The 14,427-nt window shown below is 57.2% G+C and carries 9 protein-coding genes, 2 rRNA genes and 1 pseudogene (1 of these 12 cut by a window edge); 3 read left to right on the plus strand and 9 right to left on the minus strand.

Features of this window, described 5'->3' with window-relative positions; all coding sequences use genetic code 11:
• Positions 1-1,510, plus strand: a 23S ribosomal RNA gene (locus tag AB4N91_RS10025) (it extends 1,382 nt beyond the left edge of the window).
• A 158-nt stretch (positions 1,511-1,668) separates the two neighbouring features.
• Positions 1,669-1,784 (plus strand): 5S ribosomal RNA (gene rrf / locus AB4N91_RS10030).
• A gap of 180 nt (positions 1,785-1,964) precedes the next feature.
• Here the strand turns inward: rrf and acs are convergent.
• The 9 genes and pseudogenes from acs to AB4N91_RS10075 all read right to left on the minus strand — a co-directional run bounded on the left by acs (position 1,965) and on the right by AB4N91_RS10075 (position 13,399).
• A complete protein-coding gene (acs, locus tag AB4N91_RS10035) occupies positions 1,965-3,920 on the minus strand; it encodes an acetate--CoA ligase (protein ID WP_200666341.1) in 1,956 nt (651 codons plus the stop codon).
• Positions 3,921-3,995: 75 nt separating this feature from the next.
• Positions 3,996-4,709 carry a methyl-accepting chemotaxis protein gene (locus AB4N91_RS10040; RefSeq protein WP_460112656.1) on the minus strand — a complete coding sequence of 238 codons (714 nt, stop codon included), beginning with the start codon at positions 4,707-4,709 and terminating at the stop codon, positions 3,996-3,998.
• A gap of 192 nt (positions 4,710-4,901) precedes the next feature.
• A pseudogene (locus AB4N91_RS10045) lies at positions 4,902-5,879 on the minus strand (cache domain-containing protein); the annotation flags it as partial.
• Positions 5,880-6,063: 184 nt separating this feature from the next.
• Complete coding sequence (gene exaC / locus AB4N91_RS10050; RefSeq protein WP_172791150.1) at positions 6,064-7,584, minus strand: acetaldehyde dehydrogenase ExaC; 1,521 nt, start codon at positions 7,582-7,584, stop codon at positions 6,064-6,066.
• A 75-nt stretch (positions 7,585-7,659) separates the two neighbouring features.
• Positions 7,660-8,487, minus strand: coding sequence for a phosphonoacetaldehyde hydrolase (phnX, locus tag AB4N91_RS10055; RefSeq protein WP_010461068.1), 828 nt, complete (start codon positions 8,485-8,487; stop codon positions 7,660-7,662).
• Between the two features lie 39 nt (positions 8,488-8,526).
• Positions 8,527-9,870: an MFS transporter gene (locus AB4N91_RS10060; protein ID WP_010461067.1), complete on the minus strand. Its 1,344-nt coding sequence runs from the start codon at positions 9,868-9,870 to the stop codon at positions 8,527-8,529.
• A gap of 266 nt (positions 9,871-10,136) precedes the next feature.
• Positions 10,137-11,303: a 2-aminoethylphosphonate--pyruvate transaminase gene (locus tag AB4N91_RS10065; protein ID WP_010461064.1), complete on the minus strand. Its 1,167-nt coding sequence runs from the start codon at positions 11,301-11,303 to the stop codon at positions 10,137-10,139.
• A 306-nt stretch (positions 11,304-11,609) separates the two neighbouring features.
• Positions 11,610-13,001 carry an FAD-dependent oxidoreductase gene (locus tag AB4N91_RS10070; protein ID WP_460112378.1) on the minus strand — a complete coding sequence of 464 codons (1,392 nt, stop codon included), beginning with the start codon at positions 12,999-13,001 and terminating at the stop codon, positions 11,610-11,612.
• 47 nt (positions 13,002-13,048) lie between these two features.
• The gene (locus AB4N91_RS10075; RefSeq protein WP_083376546.1) at positions 13,049-13,399 is read right to left on the minus strand and encodes a RidA family protein; all 351 of its coding nucleotides are present in this window, start codon (positions 13,397-13,399) and stop codon (positions 13,049-13,051) included.
• Between the two features lie 144 nt (positions 13,400-13,543).
• On the opposite strand from AB4N91_RS10075, the gene AB4N91_RS10080 reads away from it, so the two are divergent.
• Complete coding sequence (locus AB4N91_RS10080) at positions 13,544-14,419, plus strand: LysR substrate-binding domain-containing protein (RefSeq protein ID WP_010461058.1); 876 nt, start codon at positions 13,544-13,546, stop codon at positions 14,417-14,419.
• Positions 14,420-14,427 lie beyond the last annotated feature (8 nt).

Here is a 14,427-nt window from a genome sequence, read left to right on the forward strand (position 1 = left end):
ATTCCTGTACTTCTGGTTATTGCGATGGAGGGACGGAGAAGGCTAGGCCAGCTTGGCGTTGGTTGTCCAAGTTTAAGGTGGTAGGCTGGAATCTTAGGTAAATCCGGGATTCTAAGGCCGAGAGCTGATGACGAGTGTTCTTTTAGAACACGAAGTGGTTGATGCCATGCTTCCAAGAAAAGCTTCTAAGCTTCAGGTAACCAGGAACCGTACCCCAAACCGACACAGGTGGTTGGGTAGAGAATACCAAGGCGCTTGAGAGAACTCGGGTGAAGGAACTAGGCAAAATGGCACCGTAACTTCGGGAGAAGGTGCGCCGGTGAGGGTGAAGCATTTACTGCGTAAGCCCATGCCGGTCGAAGATACCAGGCCGCTGCGACTGTTTATTAAAAACACAGCACTCTGCAAACACGAAAGTGGACGTATAGGGTGTGACGCCTGCCCGGTGCCGGAAGGTTAATTGATGGGGTTAGCTAACGCGAAGCTCTTGATCGAAGCCCCGGTAAACGGCGGCCGTAACTATAACGGTCCTAAGGTAGCGAAATTCCTTGTCGGGTAAGTTCCGACCTGCACGAATGGCGTAACGATGGCGGCGCTGTCTCCACCCGAGACTCAGTGAAATTGAAATCGCTGTGAAGATGCAGTGTATCCGCGGCTAGACGGAAAGACCCCGTGAACCTTTACTATAGCTTTGCACTGGACTTTGAATTTGCTTGTGTAGGATAGGTGGGAGGCTTTGAAGCGTGGACGCCAGTTCGCGTGGAGCCAACCTTGAAATACCACCCTGGCAACTTTGAGGTTCTAACTCAGGTCCGTTATCCGGATCGAGGACAGTGTATGGTGGGTAGTTTGACTGGGGCGGTCTCCTCCTAAAGAGTAACGGAGGAGTACGAAGGTGCGCTCAGACCGGTCGGAAATCGGTCGTAGAGTATAAAGGCAAAAGCGCGCTTGACTGCGAGACAGACACGTCGAGCAGGTACGAAAGTAGGTCTTAGTGATCCGGTGGTTCTGTATGGAAGGGCCATCGCTCAACGGATAAAAGGTACTCCGGGGATAACAGGCTGATACCGCCCAAGAGTTCATATCGACGGCGGTGTTTGGCACCTCGATGTCGGCTCATCACATCCTGGGGCTGAAGCCGGTCCCAAGGGTATGGCTGTTCGCCATTTAAAGTGGTACGCGAGCTGGGTTTAGAACGTCGTGAGACAGTTCGGTCCCTATCTGCCGTGGACGTTTGAGATTTGAGAGGGGCTGCTCCTAGTACGAGAGGACCGGAGTGGACGAACCTCTGGTGTTCCGGTTGTCACGCCAGTGGCATTGCCGGGTAGCTATGTTCGGAATAGATAACCGCTGAAAGCATCTAAGCGGGAAACTAGCCTCAAGATGAGATCTCACTGGGACCTTGAGTCCCCTGAAGGGCCGTCGAAGACTACGACGTTGATAGGTTGGGTGTGTAAGCGCTGTGAGGCGTTGAGCTAACCAATACTAATTGCCCGTGAGGCTTGACCATATAACACCCAAGCAATTTGCTGACCTGAAAAGGCACCAGATTGCGGTGTGTGAAGACGAAATGAACCGAAAGTTCGATTGTTCACAAACACCGAGATCTATCACATACCCATTCGCTGGAGCGTGCGCCGTAAGGCAAGCGACCTGGCTACCGAATTTCTTGACGACCATAGAGCATTGGAACCACCTGATCCCATCCCGAACTCAGCAGTGAAACGATGCATCGCCGATGGTAGTGTGGGGTTTCCCCATGTGAGAGTAGGTCATCGTCAAGATTAAATTCCGAAACCCCTATCTGCGTATGCAGGTAGGGGTTTTGTTTTGTCCGCAGGAAAACGTGCTTTTTGAAACTCCGTATATGGACTACCAAGAAACATTCGATGTCCCCAGCGAGCCTCATTCATCCTGAACAACGGAATGAACGAATATCTGCTGCCAGGGACTATGGATAGCTGTTAGGCCACGTTTATTGATATGTGCTCATCAATCAAATGCTGCACCACACCCGGATCCGCCAGGGTGGAGATATCACCCAACCCATCGTATTCGGCGGTCGCAATCTTGCGCAGGATCCGGCGCATGATCTTGCCCGAACGGGTTTTCGGCAGCCCCGGTGCCCACTGGATCACGTCCGGCGAAGCAATCGGACCGATCTCTTTACGCACCCAGTTTTTCAGTTCCAGACGCAGTTGCTCGCTCGGCTCTTCACCCGCGATCAACGTGACGTAGACATAAATACCCTGCCCCTTGATGTCGTGCGGCACACCGACCACGGCCGCTTCGGCAACTTTCGGGTGCGCAACCATCGCGCTTTCGATCTCGGCAGTACCCATGCGGTGGCCGGACACGTTGAGTACGTCGTCCACACGCCCGGTGATCCAGTAGTAACCGTCTTCATCGCGACGTGCGCCGTCACCGGTGAAGTACATGCCACGGAAGGTCTTGAAGTAGGTTTCGACGAAGCGGTCATGGTCGCCGTACAGCGTGCGCGCCTGGCCTGGCCACGAATCGAGAATCACCAGGTTGCCCTCGGCCACGCCTTCGATGATGTTGCCCAGGTTGTCGACCAACGCTGGCACCACACCGAAGAACGGACGTGCCGCCGAACCCGGCTTGAGGGCGTGAGCGCCCGGCAGCGGGCTCATCATGTTGCCGCCGGTTTCGGTCTGCCACCAGGTGTCGACGATCGGGCAACGGGACTTGCCCACATTCTTGTAGTACCAGTCCCAGGCTTCCGGGTTGATCGGCTCACCCACCGAACCGAGTAGGCGCAAACTGCTGCCATCAGCACCTTCAACAGCGGCTTGACCCGACGCCATCATCGCGCGGATTGCGGTCGGCGCGGTGTAGAGGATGTTGACCTTGTGCTTGTCGACGATCTTCGCCACCCGGGTGATGTCCGGATAGTTCGGCACGCCTTCGAACAGCAGCGTGGTTGCGCCGTTGGCCAATGGGCCATAGACGATATAGCTGTGGCCAGTGACCCAGCCGACGTCGGCGGTGCACCAGTAGATTTCGCCCGGGCGGTAGTCGAACACGCGCTCGTGGGTCATGGCGGCGTATAGCAGGTAACCGCCGGTGGTGTGCTGCACGCCCTTCGGCTTGCCAGTCGAACCGGAGGTGTAAAGGATGAACAGCGCTTCTTCAGCGCCCATCTCTTTCGGCGCGCAGACACTGCCCGCCACTTTCATCAGGTCTTCGTACCAGATGTCGCGATGCTGGTTCCACTTGATGTTGCCACCGGTGCGCTTGCACACGATGACCTTCTGGATGCTGCTGGTTTCCGGGTTGGTCAGCGCGTCATCGACGTTGGACTTGAGCGGGATCTTCTTGCCGGCACGAATGCCTTCGTCAGCGGTGATGACCACTTTGGATTTGCAGTCGATGATGCGACCGGCCAGGGCTTCCGGCGAGAAACCACCGAACACCACCGAGTGAATCGCGCCGATCCGGGTGCAGGCCAGCATGGCGACCACGGCTTCGGGGATCATCGGCATATAGATAGTCACCACGTCGCCGCGGTGCACATCCTGGCCGCGCAAGGCGTTGGCGAACTTGCAGACTTGTTCGTGCAGCTCGCGGTAGGTGATGTTGCGGCTTTCGGCCGGGTCATCCCCTTCCCAAATGATCGCGACTTGATCGCCGCGCTCGGCCAGATGACGGTCGAGGCAGTTGTAGGAAACGTTGAGGGTGCCGTCGGCGAACCATTTGATGTCGACATGGTGATCGTCGAAGGAGGTCTGCTTCACCGTGGTGAAAGGCTTGATCCAGTCGAGGCGCTTGGCTTGCTCGCGCCAGAAGCCGTCCGGGTTGACGACCGACTGCTGGTACATGGCTTTGTAGGTTGCCTCGTCAGTCAGCGTATTGGCCAGAACCTCGGGACGAACGGGATACAGAGAAGCCGCACTCATCTTTCTTACCTCGGTGGAATGGTTGTTTGTGATTTGTCACTGTTTGCAGCCTGAGCACTCAGGCAATTGCGAAACTCAAATCCTGAAACGACTGAGCAGTTTGTCCTGCTGGCCGACGTGGTCCACCATCACTGAACATTGACGAACCTGTTTGTCCGCACTGCCGGATACCTCAAGACTGATATCGCGGATATTGCTCGTGTTGCGATTGATTTCTTCGGTCGTGGCGCTTTGTTCTTCAGCCGCCGCGGCGATCTGCAGGTTCATGTCATTGATACGATAAATGGCCTCACGTATGCGCTTCAGGGTGTCATTGGCTGCGTTGGCATCCCCGGCAGTCTTGCTGGCCGTGTCGCGGCTTTGCTGCATTTGCACTTGGGCGTGTTTCACGCCTGTCTGCAACTGGTCGATCATCTCGCGTATTTCCTGCGTGGATTGCTGGGTTCGCGAGGCCAGTGAGCGCACCTCATCAGCCACCACAGCAAATCCGCGTCCCGATTCGCCGGCACGTGCCGCCTCGATGGCCGCATTGAGTGCAAGAAGGTTGGTCTGGTCGGCGATGCTGGTGATAACCGCCACAATGGACTCAATGTTTTGACTGAGCGTGGACAACTCATTGATCGCATGACCTGTGGCGTCCATCTCTTCAGCCAAACGCTTGATTGCCCCCGTAGATCTGGAAACCAGAGCAACCCCGTCCGCTGTTTCCTCGTTAGCAGCGATTGCCGCTTCGGCAGCGGTTTGGGCGTTACGGGCGACATCTTCGGCTGTCGATGCCATCTCGGTCATGGCGGTGGCCAATTGATCCAGTTCTTGTAATTGAACTTGTACACGGTTGGCTGCCTGGTCCGCTTCGCATGACGTCGCTGTGGTGCTCTCCCGAACGCGTTGCGAGCTGTTTTTCACATCGCCAATGAGCACTTTCAGGTTCTGCAGGAACTGGTTGAACTCTCCTGCGACCAACGCAATTTCATCATTTCCGACCACGGGTAGTTGGCGGGTCAGGTCGCCTTCTCCGCGATTGATGTCTGCCAACGAATCCTTGAGTTGATCCAGGGGTCGCAGTAGCCGCCTTACCAGCAGGCCCAACACCAACAGGCTAATCAGCACGCCCAGGCCGGTACCGATGACGGCACGCCAGCTCAGGATGTGGGCTGCGGCCATAACGATGTCCTGATCCAGCACCACACCGATATACCAATCCATGCCCTTGAGACCGGAGAGCGGAATGAAGGACACCAGGAGAGACTTCCCATCGCTGCTGACCTGCTGAAGCTGACTGTCGAGAGGCAGAACGCTGCCTGCGAAAAGCTGGTTGTAGGGCTTGCCGTTCAGCTCGGCGTCCGGATGGGAAATAATGTTGCCACTTTTACTCAGCAGGAACGCATAACCGGCCCCACCGAAATCCAGTGTATTGATGGCATCGGCAACCGTGGTCAGGCGGATGTCACCACCAAATACTCCGAGCAATTGACCGGCGTCGCTGATCCGCGCGACTGCCGAGATCAGAATTTCACCCGTGGTGGAGTCCTTGTAGGGTTCGGTTAAAACGGCCTGGCTATCGGCTTTTCCGGTTGCGTACCAAGGGCGAGTGCGACCGTCATAATCAGGTTTTGGATTCCAGGAGGCCGTGTTCTTGATGGGTTTTCCATCAGACTCAAGGGCGCCGAATACCAGCTTGAATTCATCTTTCAAAATGGGCGAATCGATGATTCGTTGGGTCGCTTGCGCACTGTACTGGCGGTCGATCGCTTGGGACGTCAAATCCATCAGACGCAGTTTGCCGTTCAGCCAGTTTTCGATCTGACGTGCCACAGCATTGCTCGATTCGGAGATGCTCGCCTCGACCTGATGACGCAAAATCGTACGTATCTGCTCTACCTGAACCAGCGACAGAAGACTGGTTGTCACGAACAGCACACAAGCAGCCACAAGGCTCACCTTGTAACGGATTTTCATCGAGGACTCCAAAGGATCGATCAAGGGGAGCAGGGCATCCAGTCCTTGAATGTCAGGTTATCGAGGACGCCTTCGCGAGCAAGCCGGCTCCCACAGCGGGCACGCATTTCAAATGTGGGAGCGAGCCTGCTCGCGAAAGCTATTGGAAAGGGCGACACAGGATTACCTGTATAACCCTCGATTTTTAGAAGAAGCCCAACGGATTGATGTCGTAGCTCACCAGCAGGTTTTTGGTCTGCTGATAGTGATCGAGCATCATCTTGTGGGTTTCACGGCCGACGCCGGACTTCTTGTAACCACCGAACGCGGCATGCGCCGGGTACAGGTGGTAGCAGTTGGTCCACACACGACCGGCCTTGATGGCGCGGCCCATGCGATAGGCGCGGTTGATGTCGCGGGTCCAGAGGCCGGCACCCAGGCCGAACTCGGTGTCGTTGGCGATGGCCAGGGCTTCGGCTTCGTCCTTGAAGGTGGTGATGCTCACCACCGGGCCAAAGATTTCTTCCTGGAACACGCGCATTTTGTTGGTGCCCTTGAGCAGGGTCGGCTGGATGTAATACCCGGTCGCCAGGTTGCCCTCGAGTTTTTCCACCTTGCCGCCGGTCAGCAGCTCGGCGCCTTCGCCCTTGGCGATTTCCAGGTACGACAGGATTTTGTCGAATTGCTGCTCGGACGCCTGGGCGCCAACCATGGTGTCGGTGTCCAGCGGGTCGCCACGTTTGATCGACAGCACTTTCTTCATCACCACTTTCATGAAGTCGTCGTAGATCGACTCCTGCACCAGCGCGCGGGAAGGGCAGGTGCAGACTTCGCCCTGGTTGAAGAACGCCAGCACCAGGCCTTCAGCGGCTTTTTCGATGAAGGAAGGTTCGGCCTTCATGATGTCTTCGAAGAAGATGTTCGGCGACTTGCCACCCAGCTCCACGGTGGACGGAATGATGTTTTCGGCGGCGCATTTCATGATGTGCGAGCCGACCGGGGTCGAGCCGGTGAAGGCGATCTTGGCGATGCGTTTGCTGGTGGCCAGGGCTTCCCCGGCTTCTTTGCCGAAACCTTGCACGACGTTCAGCACGCCCGGCGGCAGCAGGTCGCCGATCAGCTCCATCAGCACAGTAATGCCCAGCGGCGTTTGCTCGGCAGGCTTGAGCACCACGCAGTTACCGGCGGCCAGGGCCGGGGCGAGTTTCCAGGCGGCCATCAGGATCGGGAAGTTCCACGGGATGATCTGCCCGACCACGCCCAGCGGTTCGTGGATGTGATAGGCCACGGTGTTGCCATCGATCTCGGCGGCGCTGCCTTCCTGGGCGCGGATGCAACCGGCGAAGTAGCGGAAATGGTCGGCGGCCAGCGGGATGTCGGCGTTGAGGGTTTCACGCACGGCTTTGCCGTTGTCCCAGGATTCGGTGATTGCCAGGACTTCCAGGTTCTGTTCAATGCGGTCGGCGATTTTCAGCAGCACCAGCGAGCGCGCCTGGGCGGACGTGGCGCCCCAGGCATCGGCAGCGGCGTGGGCGGCGTCCAGGGCTTTGTCGATGTCTTCGGCCGTGGAGCGCGGGAATTCGGCAATCGGTTGGCCATTCACTGGCGAGGTATTGGTGAAGTACTGACCTTTGACAGGCGCGACGAACTCGCCGCCGATGTAGTTACCGTAACGGGACTTGAAGGAAACGATGGCACCGGGAGTACCAGGGTGGGCGTAGTTCATGATGGCGTTCTCTTGTAGTTTTTGGTTGTGGCCGTCCTTGGGACGACCACTGTCAGTTGCACAAGCGCTACAGGCTCAAGAGCCCTGAGGGGTTTCGCCACGTGCCAGACGGGCATTGATGTCTTCGATGACCGCCGGCAAATCAACGATGGTGTCGATCAGGTAGTGCGGGCGGGAACCTTCGAACATCTTGACGATGCGCGCGCGTTCCTCGGCCAATTCCTCCAGGGATAAATCCTTGAACTCTTCATAGGTCAGGCCCAATGCATTGCCGGAGCAGGTCAGCGCCACGGTCCACATGCCCGCACTACGACCTTCCAGAATGCCGGGCCAGGTGTCATCGACCTTTACGCACGCGGCGACGTCGCTAATCCCCAGCGCAATCACGTTGGCCAAGGCTTGAGCAGGGTGCGGGCGTCCATTGGGCACTTCGTCAGTCGCCACCACGTGGTCGGTGACATAACCGTTCTTGCGCGCCAGCTCTACGACTTTCTCCATGACCACAGCCGGGTAGCCTGAGCAGGAACCGATTTTCAGGCCCTTGTCGCGCAAGCCGTTGATGGTGTCGAGCGCACCAGGAATCAGCGCCGAGTGCAGCGCGATCTTTTCGATCTGCAGCGGCATGAAGCGTTCGTAGAGGGCGGTGACATCATCATCGGTTGGCAACCGACCGAAGGCGGCATGGTAGCGGTCGGCAATCTGTGGCTCGTTGCACAGCGTGCGGATGTGGTCCCACTTGCCCATGCCCATCGGTCCGCGAGCTTCTTGCAGGGAAACCGCAACGCCGAACTCGGCAAAGGCTTCGACGAAAATCTGGGTCGGTGCGAAAGAACCGAAATCAACGACGGTGCCCGCCCAGTCCAGAACCACAGCTTGCAGTTGGGAAGGTTGTTTGTAGTCCATGATGATTGCTCCAGTAATGGGTGAGTGATTGATTCGGGTTCAGGAGTTGGTGCCGACAATGACCGGTTGCACTGGAGTTGAGGCCAGCTCCTTGCTTTCCACCGTTTTCGGGCGACTGTTCCAAAATGGAATCAACATCAAGCTGGCCAGCAGCGCCGCGACGGTGAACACCAGGAATATGGTGGTGGTGTCGAAATATCCGGGTAACAGGCCGCCGAGGACCGCCCCTATCGAACCGCAACCGTTGACGAAGCCTGCGGCGGAGGCCGCACCGTCCTTACTGCCGAAATCAATGGCAGCCGAGCCGCTCATCATCGAATCCGGCCCGTAGAGTGTCAGGCCCATCATGAATAGCAGGCCAACCACCATGTAAAGACTTCCGCTCTGCATGGCGGGGACGAACAGCGCAAGGCAAATGGTGAGGAGAACCAGGCTAAGGACACAGGCCGGCATACGACGAGCACCGAAGTACTTGTCTGATGCGATACCGATGAGGATCGGACCTGCCAGACCCGCTAGTTCAAAAGCCGTTGGAACGATCGCGGATGCCACTTTGCCAATCTCGGGCATCCGTTCGTAGATAATGACTGGCCCCCACAGGAGGATCGCGTAGCGCGCTGGCTTGAGCATGAAATACGCGAGGCCAAGCACCAGCACAGTTCGATTTTTCATCACCGTGCGCAAGCCAGCCCACATACTTTCGCGCGGAACTGCGACCTTGCTGACGGGTTCTATTTCGATCTCGACGGGAGGCAGGCCGACATCTTCTGGCTGGTTGCGCTGCAGGAAAAAGAACAATACCGCTACAACTAGTACCACCACGGCGCTGCTGATGAACGCTATGCGCCAGTCATGGTACTGGTTATAAGCCCACCAACCGGCAAACGGTGTTGCTACCAGACCCCCGAAGGCGTAGCAGGTGCTCCAGTAACCCAGTACGCGGCCGCGTTCGCCAGTGCTGAAAAAACTACCGACGTTCTTGCATAGGCCAGACCAACCGGTGGACTGAGCAAGGCCCTGGATTAACATGCAGGAGGCGAAAATCGGTAAGGTGGCGTAAGTGCCCATAAGTAGCGCAGCTAACGCGGAAATGACGAGCCCGCTAAGTACCACGACCCTCGGGCCGAAGCGGTCAGAGAAGTTGCCCCAAAGAAACTGTCCGACTGCATACGCGGTAAGGTAGAGGGCATCCAGATTGGCCATCATGGACTTTTCGAGGATGAAGTTCGGGTCTTCGCCAATACCCAGTTTGGCGACAGAAAACGCCTTGCGGGTAAAGTAGAAGGCGGCATAGGCCACCCAGGTGATGAGGAAAATTTGCACGCGCCAACGCTGGAGCGATTTCCAGCCGGTTGCGAGAGGACTTGTAGCATTCTTGTTCATGGTGTTCTGATCCCGTATGTGGTGCCAGACAGCGCAAAGTAATTGTTTTTGTTTTCGGTACAGAAAATCTGTCCACGCACACGACATCGATTAGATGGCAGTGAATGGCATCAGGCTTTAAGTTTTAAATTGCCACGGTCACTGACTGCTGCTCGGCATTGCCTAGCGATAAGTCACCGGATCCATGTTTTAAAAAAAGATCCCTGTCCAAAAGGTGCTACCCATTGCACCTGTGCTCGAATTGACAAGAACCTTTAAAGGGGCGGTCAGCCTGTCGGCTGTTGCATGTCGACGTTCATCGCTACAAGACTGTCGGCGATGGCGCGCAGCAACTGGTGGACGATGTATTCGTCGATCTGGCCGATACAGCCAATACGGAAACTTTCGGCTACCGTCAGTTTGCCGGGGTAGATGATGAACTGACGGGCTTTGAGTTCATCGTAGAACCGTTTGAACTCAAAATTTGGATGTTCTGGACTGAAGAACGTGGTGATGATTGGCGACAGCCAACGGTCCTCAAGCAATGTTCTAAAGCCAAGTTCGCGCATGCCGGTGACGAGTACATCGCGATTGCGGGTGTAGCGCGCCAACCGGCCATGCACGCCGCCTTCGGCAGTGTGTTGCTCCAAGGCTTTATGGAACGCTACCACGCTGTGGGTCGGTGGCGTGAAACGCCATTGGCCAGTGCGCTCCATGTAAACCCACTGCTCGTAAAGGTCGAGGCTGAGTGAATTGGCGCGGCCTTTGGCGGCCTCGATCACGGAGCGACGGATGATAACGAAACCGAACCCCGGAATACCCTCGATGCATTTGTTGGCAGAAGACACCACCACGTCGAAAGGTATTTCATCGACCGTCAATGGCACAGCTCCGAAGGAGCTCATCGCATCGATGATCAGGCTCTTGCCATGCGCTTTCACCACATCGGCAATTTGGCGCAGCGGATTGAGAATGCCGGAGCTGGTTTCGCAATGGACGAGGAAGACGTTGGTGACGTCCGGGTTATCCCTGAGCAGGGTGTCCACTTCCTCGGGCTGGGGCGGCAAGTAATCCCCTTTGTCCAGGGTGATAAACGCGCGACCCAGATACTCCAGGGTCTTGGTGGCGCGTTGACCATAGGCGCCATTCATTAATACAAGCGCTTTGCCGTCTCGAGGGATGGCAGTGGCTAAAGCAGCCTCCACCGAATAGCTGCCGCTGCCTTGCAAAGGCACGCAGACGAAGCTGTCGTCCTTTATGCCTGCCATGCTGAGCAAGTTCTGGCGAACTTCAGCAGTGACTTGATTGAAGGAAACATCCCATGAACCCCAGTCGCGCAGCATCGCTTCCTTGGTGGCTTTGGACGTGGTCAACGGGCCTGGCGTCAGCAGGTAAGGTTCACCCAAGGCTGGAGTAGCCAGCGCATGTGTGGTCGGGAATTCAGCTTTGGTCATGATCTTCTCCGGCGGTGTTGTTTTTGTAAGGAGTGATGCATGGGCCAATAAAAACACTCGCCTAGAAATAACTGAAATCGATTTATCACATGTCAATAACAAGCTGAGCTTATAAGTGAGCATGTTGGATCTCGCGCTCTATTATCGCGATTCCATGGTTATCGGGTTCAGATCGCCGCGCCCTGGGCGATCAAAGGCTACTGGGGCGGCGCGACGCATCCGTGTTGTAAACAAAAAAACCGCCCGGCCAATGGCCAGGCGGTTTTTAGTGGCAAGCGTAAATGTTTTCGCTGCGTGATGGAGGCGTTAGCCCTTGTCTGACTTGCCAGCCGCCGCGGCGAATTTCGCCAGACGCACATCCAGTCGACGGGGGCGCAGGTTGTGGTCCTCGGCGTGCTCCTTGCGGCGAATGGCGTTGCGCACCATCAGTGAGCCCAGGTAACGGATCGGCTCCGGTGGGAAATGGCCGAGTGGACCTTGCACCAGCGGCGAGCGTGTCCATGGGTTGTCCATCCCCAACACCAGCGATGAGAGGATTTTCCCTCCCATATGACACGGACCGACGCCGCTGCCGGAATAGCCGAAGCCATAAAAGATGTTGCCGCTAGCGCCCATGCGACCGAAGAACGGTAGCCCGGTGACGGAGCGATCGGACGGGCCATTCCAGGTGGCGGCGATGCCGACATCGGCAAAGTCCGGGAAGAACTCCGCAAGGGTGTTGCGCAACAATCCTTTGTAGGGCGAAGGCTGGTCGAATACGGGCAGGATGCGCCCGCCGTAAGCGAAGGTATTGCCACCTTTGCCGAGCATGATCCGGCCGTCCGGAGTGTTGTGGTAGTAATGCACGAAGATACGTGAGTCGAGCACGGTGACCCCGCTGGTCAGGCCTATGCGCTCGAGCAGGTCAGGTCTTGGCTCAGTAATAATCATGTCGCTGGAGACGATGGCTACCGACCGCGAGAACTGTGGAAAGGCACGGGCCATCCAGGCGTTCATCGCCAACACGACACGATCGCAGGTCACTTTCCCGTTCGGCGTGTTGACGATGGTGGGCAGCCCCTCTTCCAAACCGATCATCGGTGAGCCTTCGTAGATGCGTACACCCAACTCCATTGCGACTCGACGCAGACCACGCACCAGCTTGCCCGGCTGCACACTGGCTGCCGCCGGCGAGAACCAGCCTTCAACGTGTCGATTTGAACCCGCCATACGCTGTACGTCAGCTAGCGCGCATTTGGAGAAAGAGTTGATGCCATTGCGCTCCAGCGCGGCGATCACCCCGTCGGTCGAACCGACCTGAGCGCGGTTAGTCGCCGTGTAAAGCGTGCCATCGAGACGGTAATCGGCATCAACTGCGTACTTCTCGCAAAAGCTGCCGATGGCGTAAATGCTCTGCTCCGATTCCTTGACCAGGCGTATTGCCTCCTCGACGCCGAACAAGCGTTCCAGGGTGAAGTACTTGGCCGACCAGGACAGTGCGCAGCCGCCGTTGCGCCCACTGGCACCGGCACCGCAGATGTCGGCTTCGACGATGACCACGTCCAGCTCGGGATTCTGTTCTTTGAGCATGATCGCGGTCCACAAACCCGTGTAACCACCACCGACAATGCAGACATCGGCGCGGGTGTTCTGCCGCAGCGGCGGGCAGGGCGAGTCGGGTTGAGTTTTAAGGGCCTGATCGAGCCAGTAGGGGCGCATGAGGTCATCTCCGTTGGAGCGGTTTGGGGGCAGGGTTCAGGAAGCAATCAGCCGCACGCGGCGACCACGATCATTTCCACGCGCCAACCGGGGTCGATCAAATCCGCCAGGGTGCAAGCTCGTGTGGGGGCATGGCCTTCGGGAAAGAACGCGTCCCAGACTTTGTTGAGCCCTGCATAGTCCTCGCGATGGGCGAGCAGGATACGCACCGAAAGCACCTGCTTGCGGCTGCTGCCGGCACTGAGCAATAGCTGCTCAATACCGGCGAGCACCTCGCGGGTCTGCTCCTCGATATCGCCCCTGAGGTCGCTGGCAACCTGGCCTCCGATGTAGAGGTGGTTGTCGTACCGGACCATGTCCGAGCGGCGTTTTAGGGCTGTGAAACGTTCGATTTCCATTAAGCATTCCCAGGTTGATAGGAGGGCGCAGTGTTCGAACACTGGTCGGGGCTTGTGAAAACCATGCTTGCAGTTCATCGTCTATAAATAAAATCGATTTAACGTATGCATGAATAAGCTGAACCTATGCTGAGGCTTCCCCCGATGACGATTTCCCATACTCAACTCAAGGCGTTCCACGCTGTCGCTATCAACGGAAGTTTTACCCGCGCGGCAGAGCAGCTCTGCCTGTCTCAACCGGCGGTGTCCGACCAGGTTCGCAAGCTTGAGGATTACTACGGGGTGATGGTGTTCTACCGCGACAAGCGTCTGGTACGCCTGACTGAAGTGGGCGAGCGGTTGTTCGGCCTGACCCGGCGCTTGTTTGATATCAGTGTCGATGCCCACGACATGCTGATGGACTACCGCACCCTGTCCACGGGAACCTTGAACCTCGCCGTGGATGCGCCGGTGCATGTGCTGCCCTATGTCGCACGCTTTTGCAGTCGTTATCCCGGTATCGATGTGAAGATTGAAACCGCCAATACCGATGAAGTGTTGCAGCGGTTGTTCGGCCATCAGGCCGACATTGCTCTGCTGGGGCGCAATATCGAAGACGACCGACTGCTGTCGCTGCCCCTGCGTAGCGATCCGATGCTCGCGTTCGTCGCGCTTGACCATCCCTGGGCGCAACGCGAATCCATCAGCCTTGGCGATCTGCACGACACGCCGCTGGTCCTGCGCGAAAAAGGCTCAGTGACGCGCCTGTGCCTTGAGGAAGAGATGGCAACCGCGGGCTTGCGCATCCGCAAGGCGATCGAAGTGGAAGGCCGTGAAGCCGCGCGCGAAGCCGTGGCGATAGGTATGGGCGTAGGTGTTGTCTCGGCGACCGAGCTTGGCTTCGACTCGCGGCTTCGCGGGTTGCCTATCGTCGATAGTCAGCGACGCTTCACCGAGACACTGGTTTGCCTGCGCGCACAGAGTTCCCGGCGCATCCTGACGACCTTTTTTGAGATGGTTCGAGAGAGATTGGCTGAATGAAGTATGGG

The organism is Pseudomonas sp. H3_D04 (assembly GCF_054669175.1).

Bases quoted from the DNA above. Each gene is read 5' to 3' on its own strand.
- acs (WP_200666341.1), bottom strand. From the start codon at position 3,920: ATGAGTGCGGCTTCTCTGTATCCCGTTCGTCCCGAGGTTCTGGCCAAT.
- AB4N91_RS10040 (WP_460112656.1), bottom strand. From the start codon at position 4,709: ATGACCGAGATGGCATCGACAGCCGAAGATGTCGCCCGTAACGCCCAA.
- exaC (WP_172791150.1), bottom strand. From the start codon at position 7,584: ATGAACTACGCCCACCCTGGTACTCCCGGTGCCATCGTTTCCTTCAAG.
- phnX (WP_010461068.1), bottom strand. From the start codon at position 8,487: ATGGACTACAAACAACCTTCCCAACTGCAAGCTGTGGTTCTGGACTGG.
- AB4N91_RS10060 (WP_010461067.1), bottom strand. From the start codon at position 9,870: ATGAACAAGAATGCTACAAGTCCTCTCGCAACCGGCTGGAAATCGCTC.
- AB4N91_RS10065 (WP_010461064.1), bottom strand. From the start codon at position 11,303: ATGACCAAAGCTGAATTCCCGACCACACATGCGCTGGCTACTCCAGCC.
- AB4N91_RS10070 (WP_460112378.1), bottom strand. From the start codon at position 13,001: ATGCGCCCCTACTGGCTCGATCAGGCCCTTAAAACTCAACCCGACTCG.
- AB4N91_RS10075 (WP_083376546.1), bottom strand. From the start codon at position 13,399: ATGGAAATCGAACGTTTCACAGCCCTAAAACGCCGCTCGGACATGGTC.
- AB4N91_RS10080 (WP_010461058.1), top strand. From the start codon at position 13,544: ATGACGATTTCCCATACTCAACTCAAGGCGTTCCACGCTGTCGCTATC.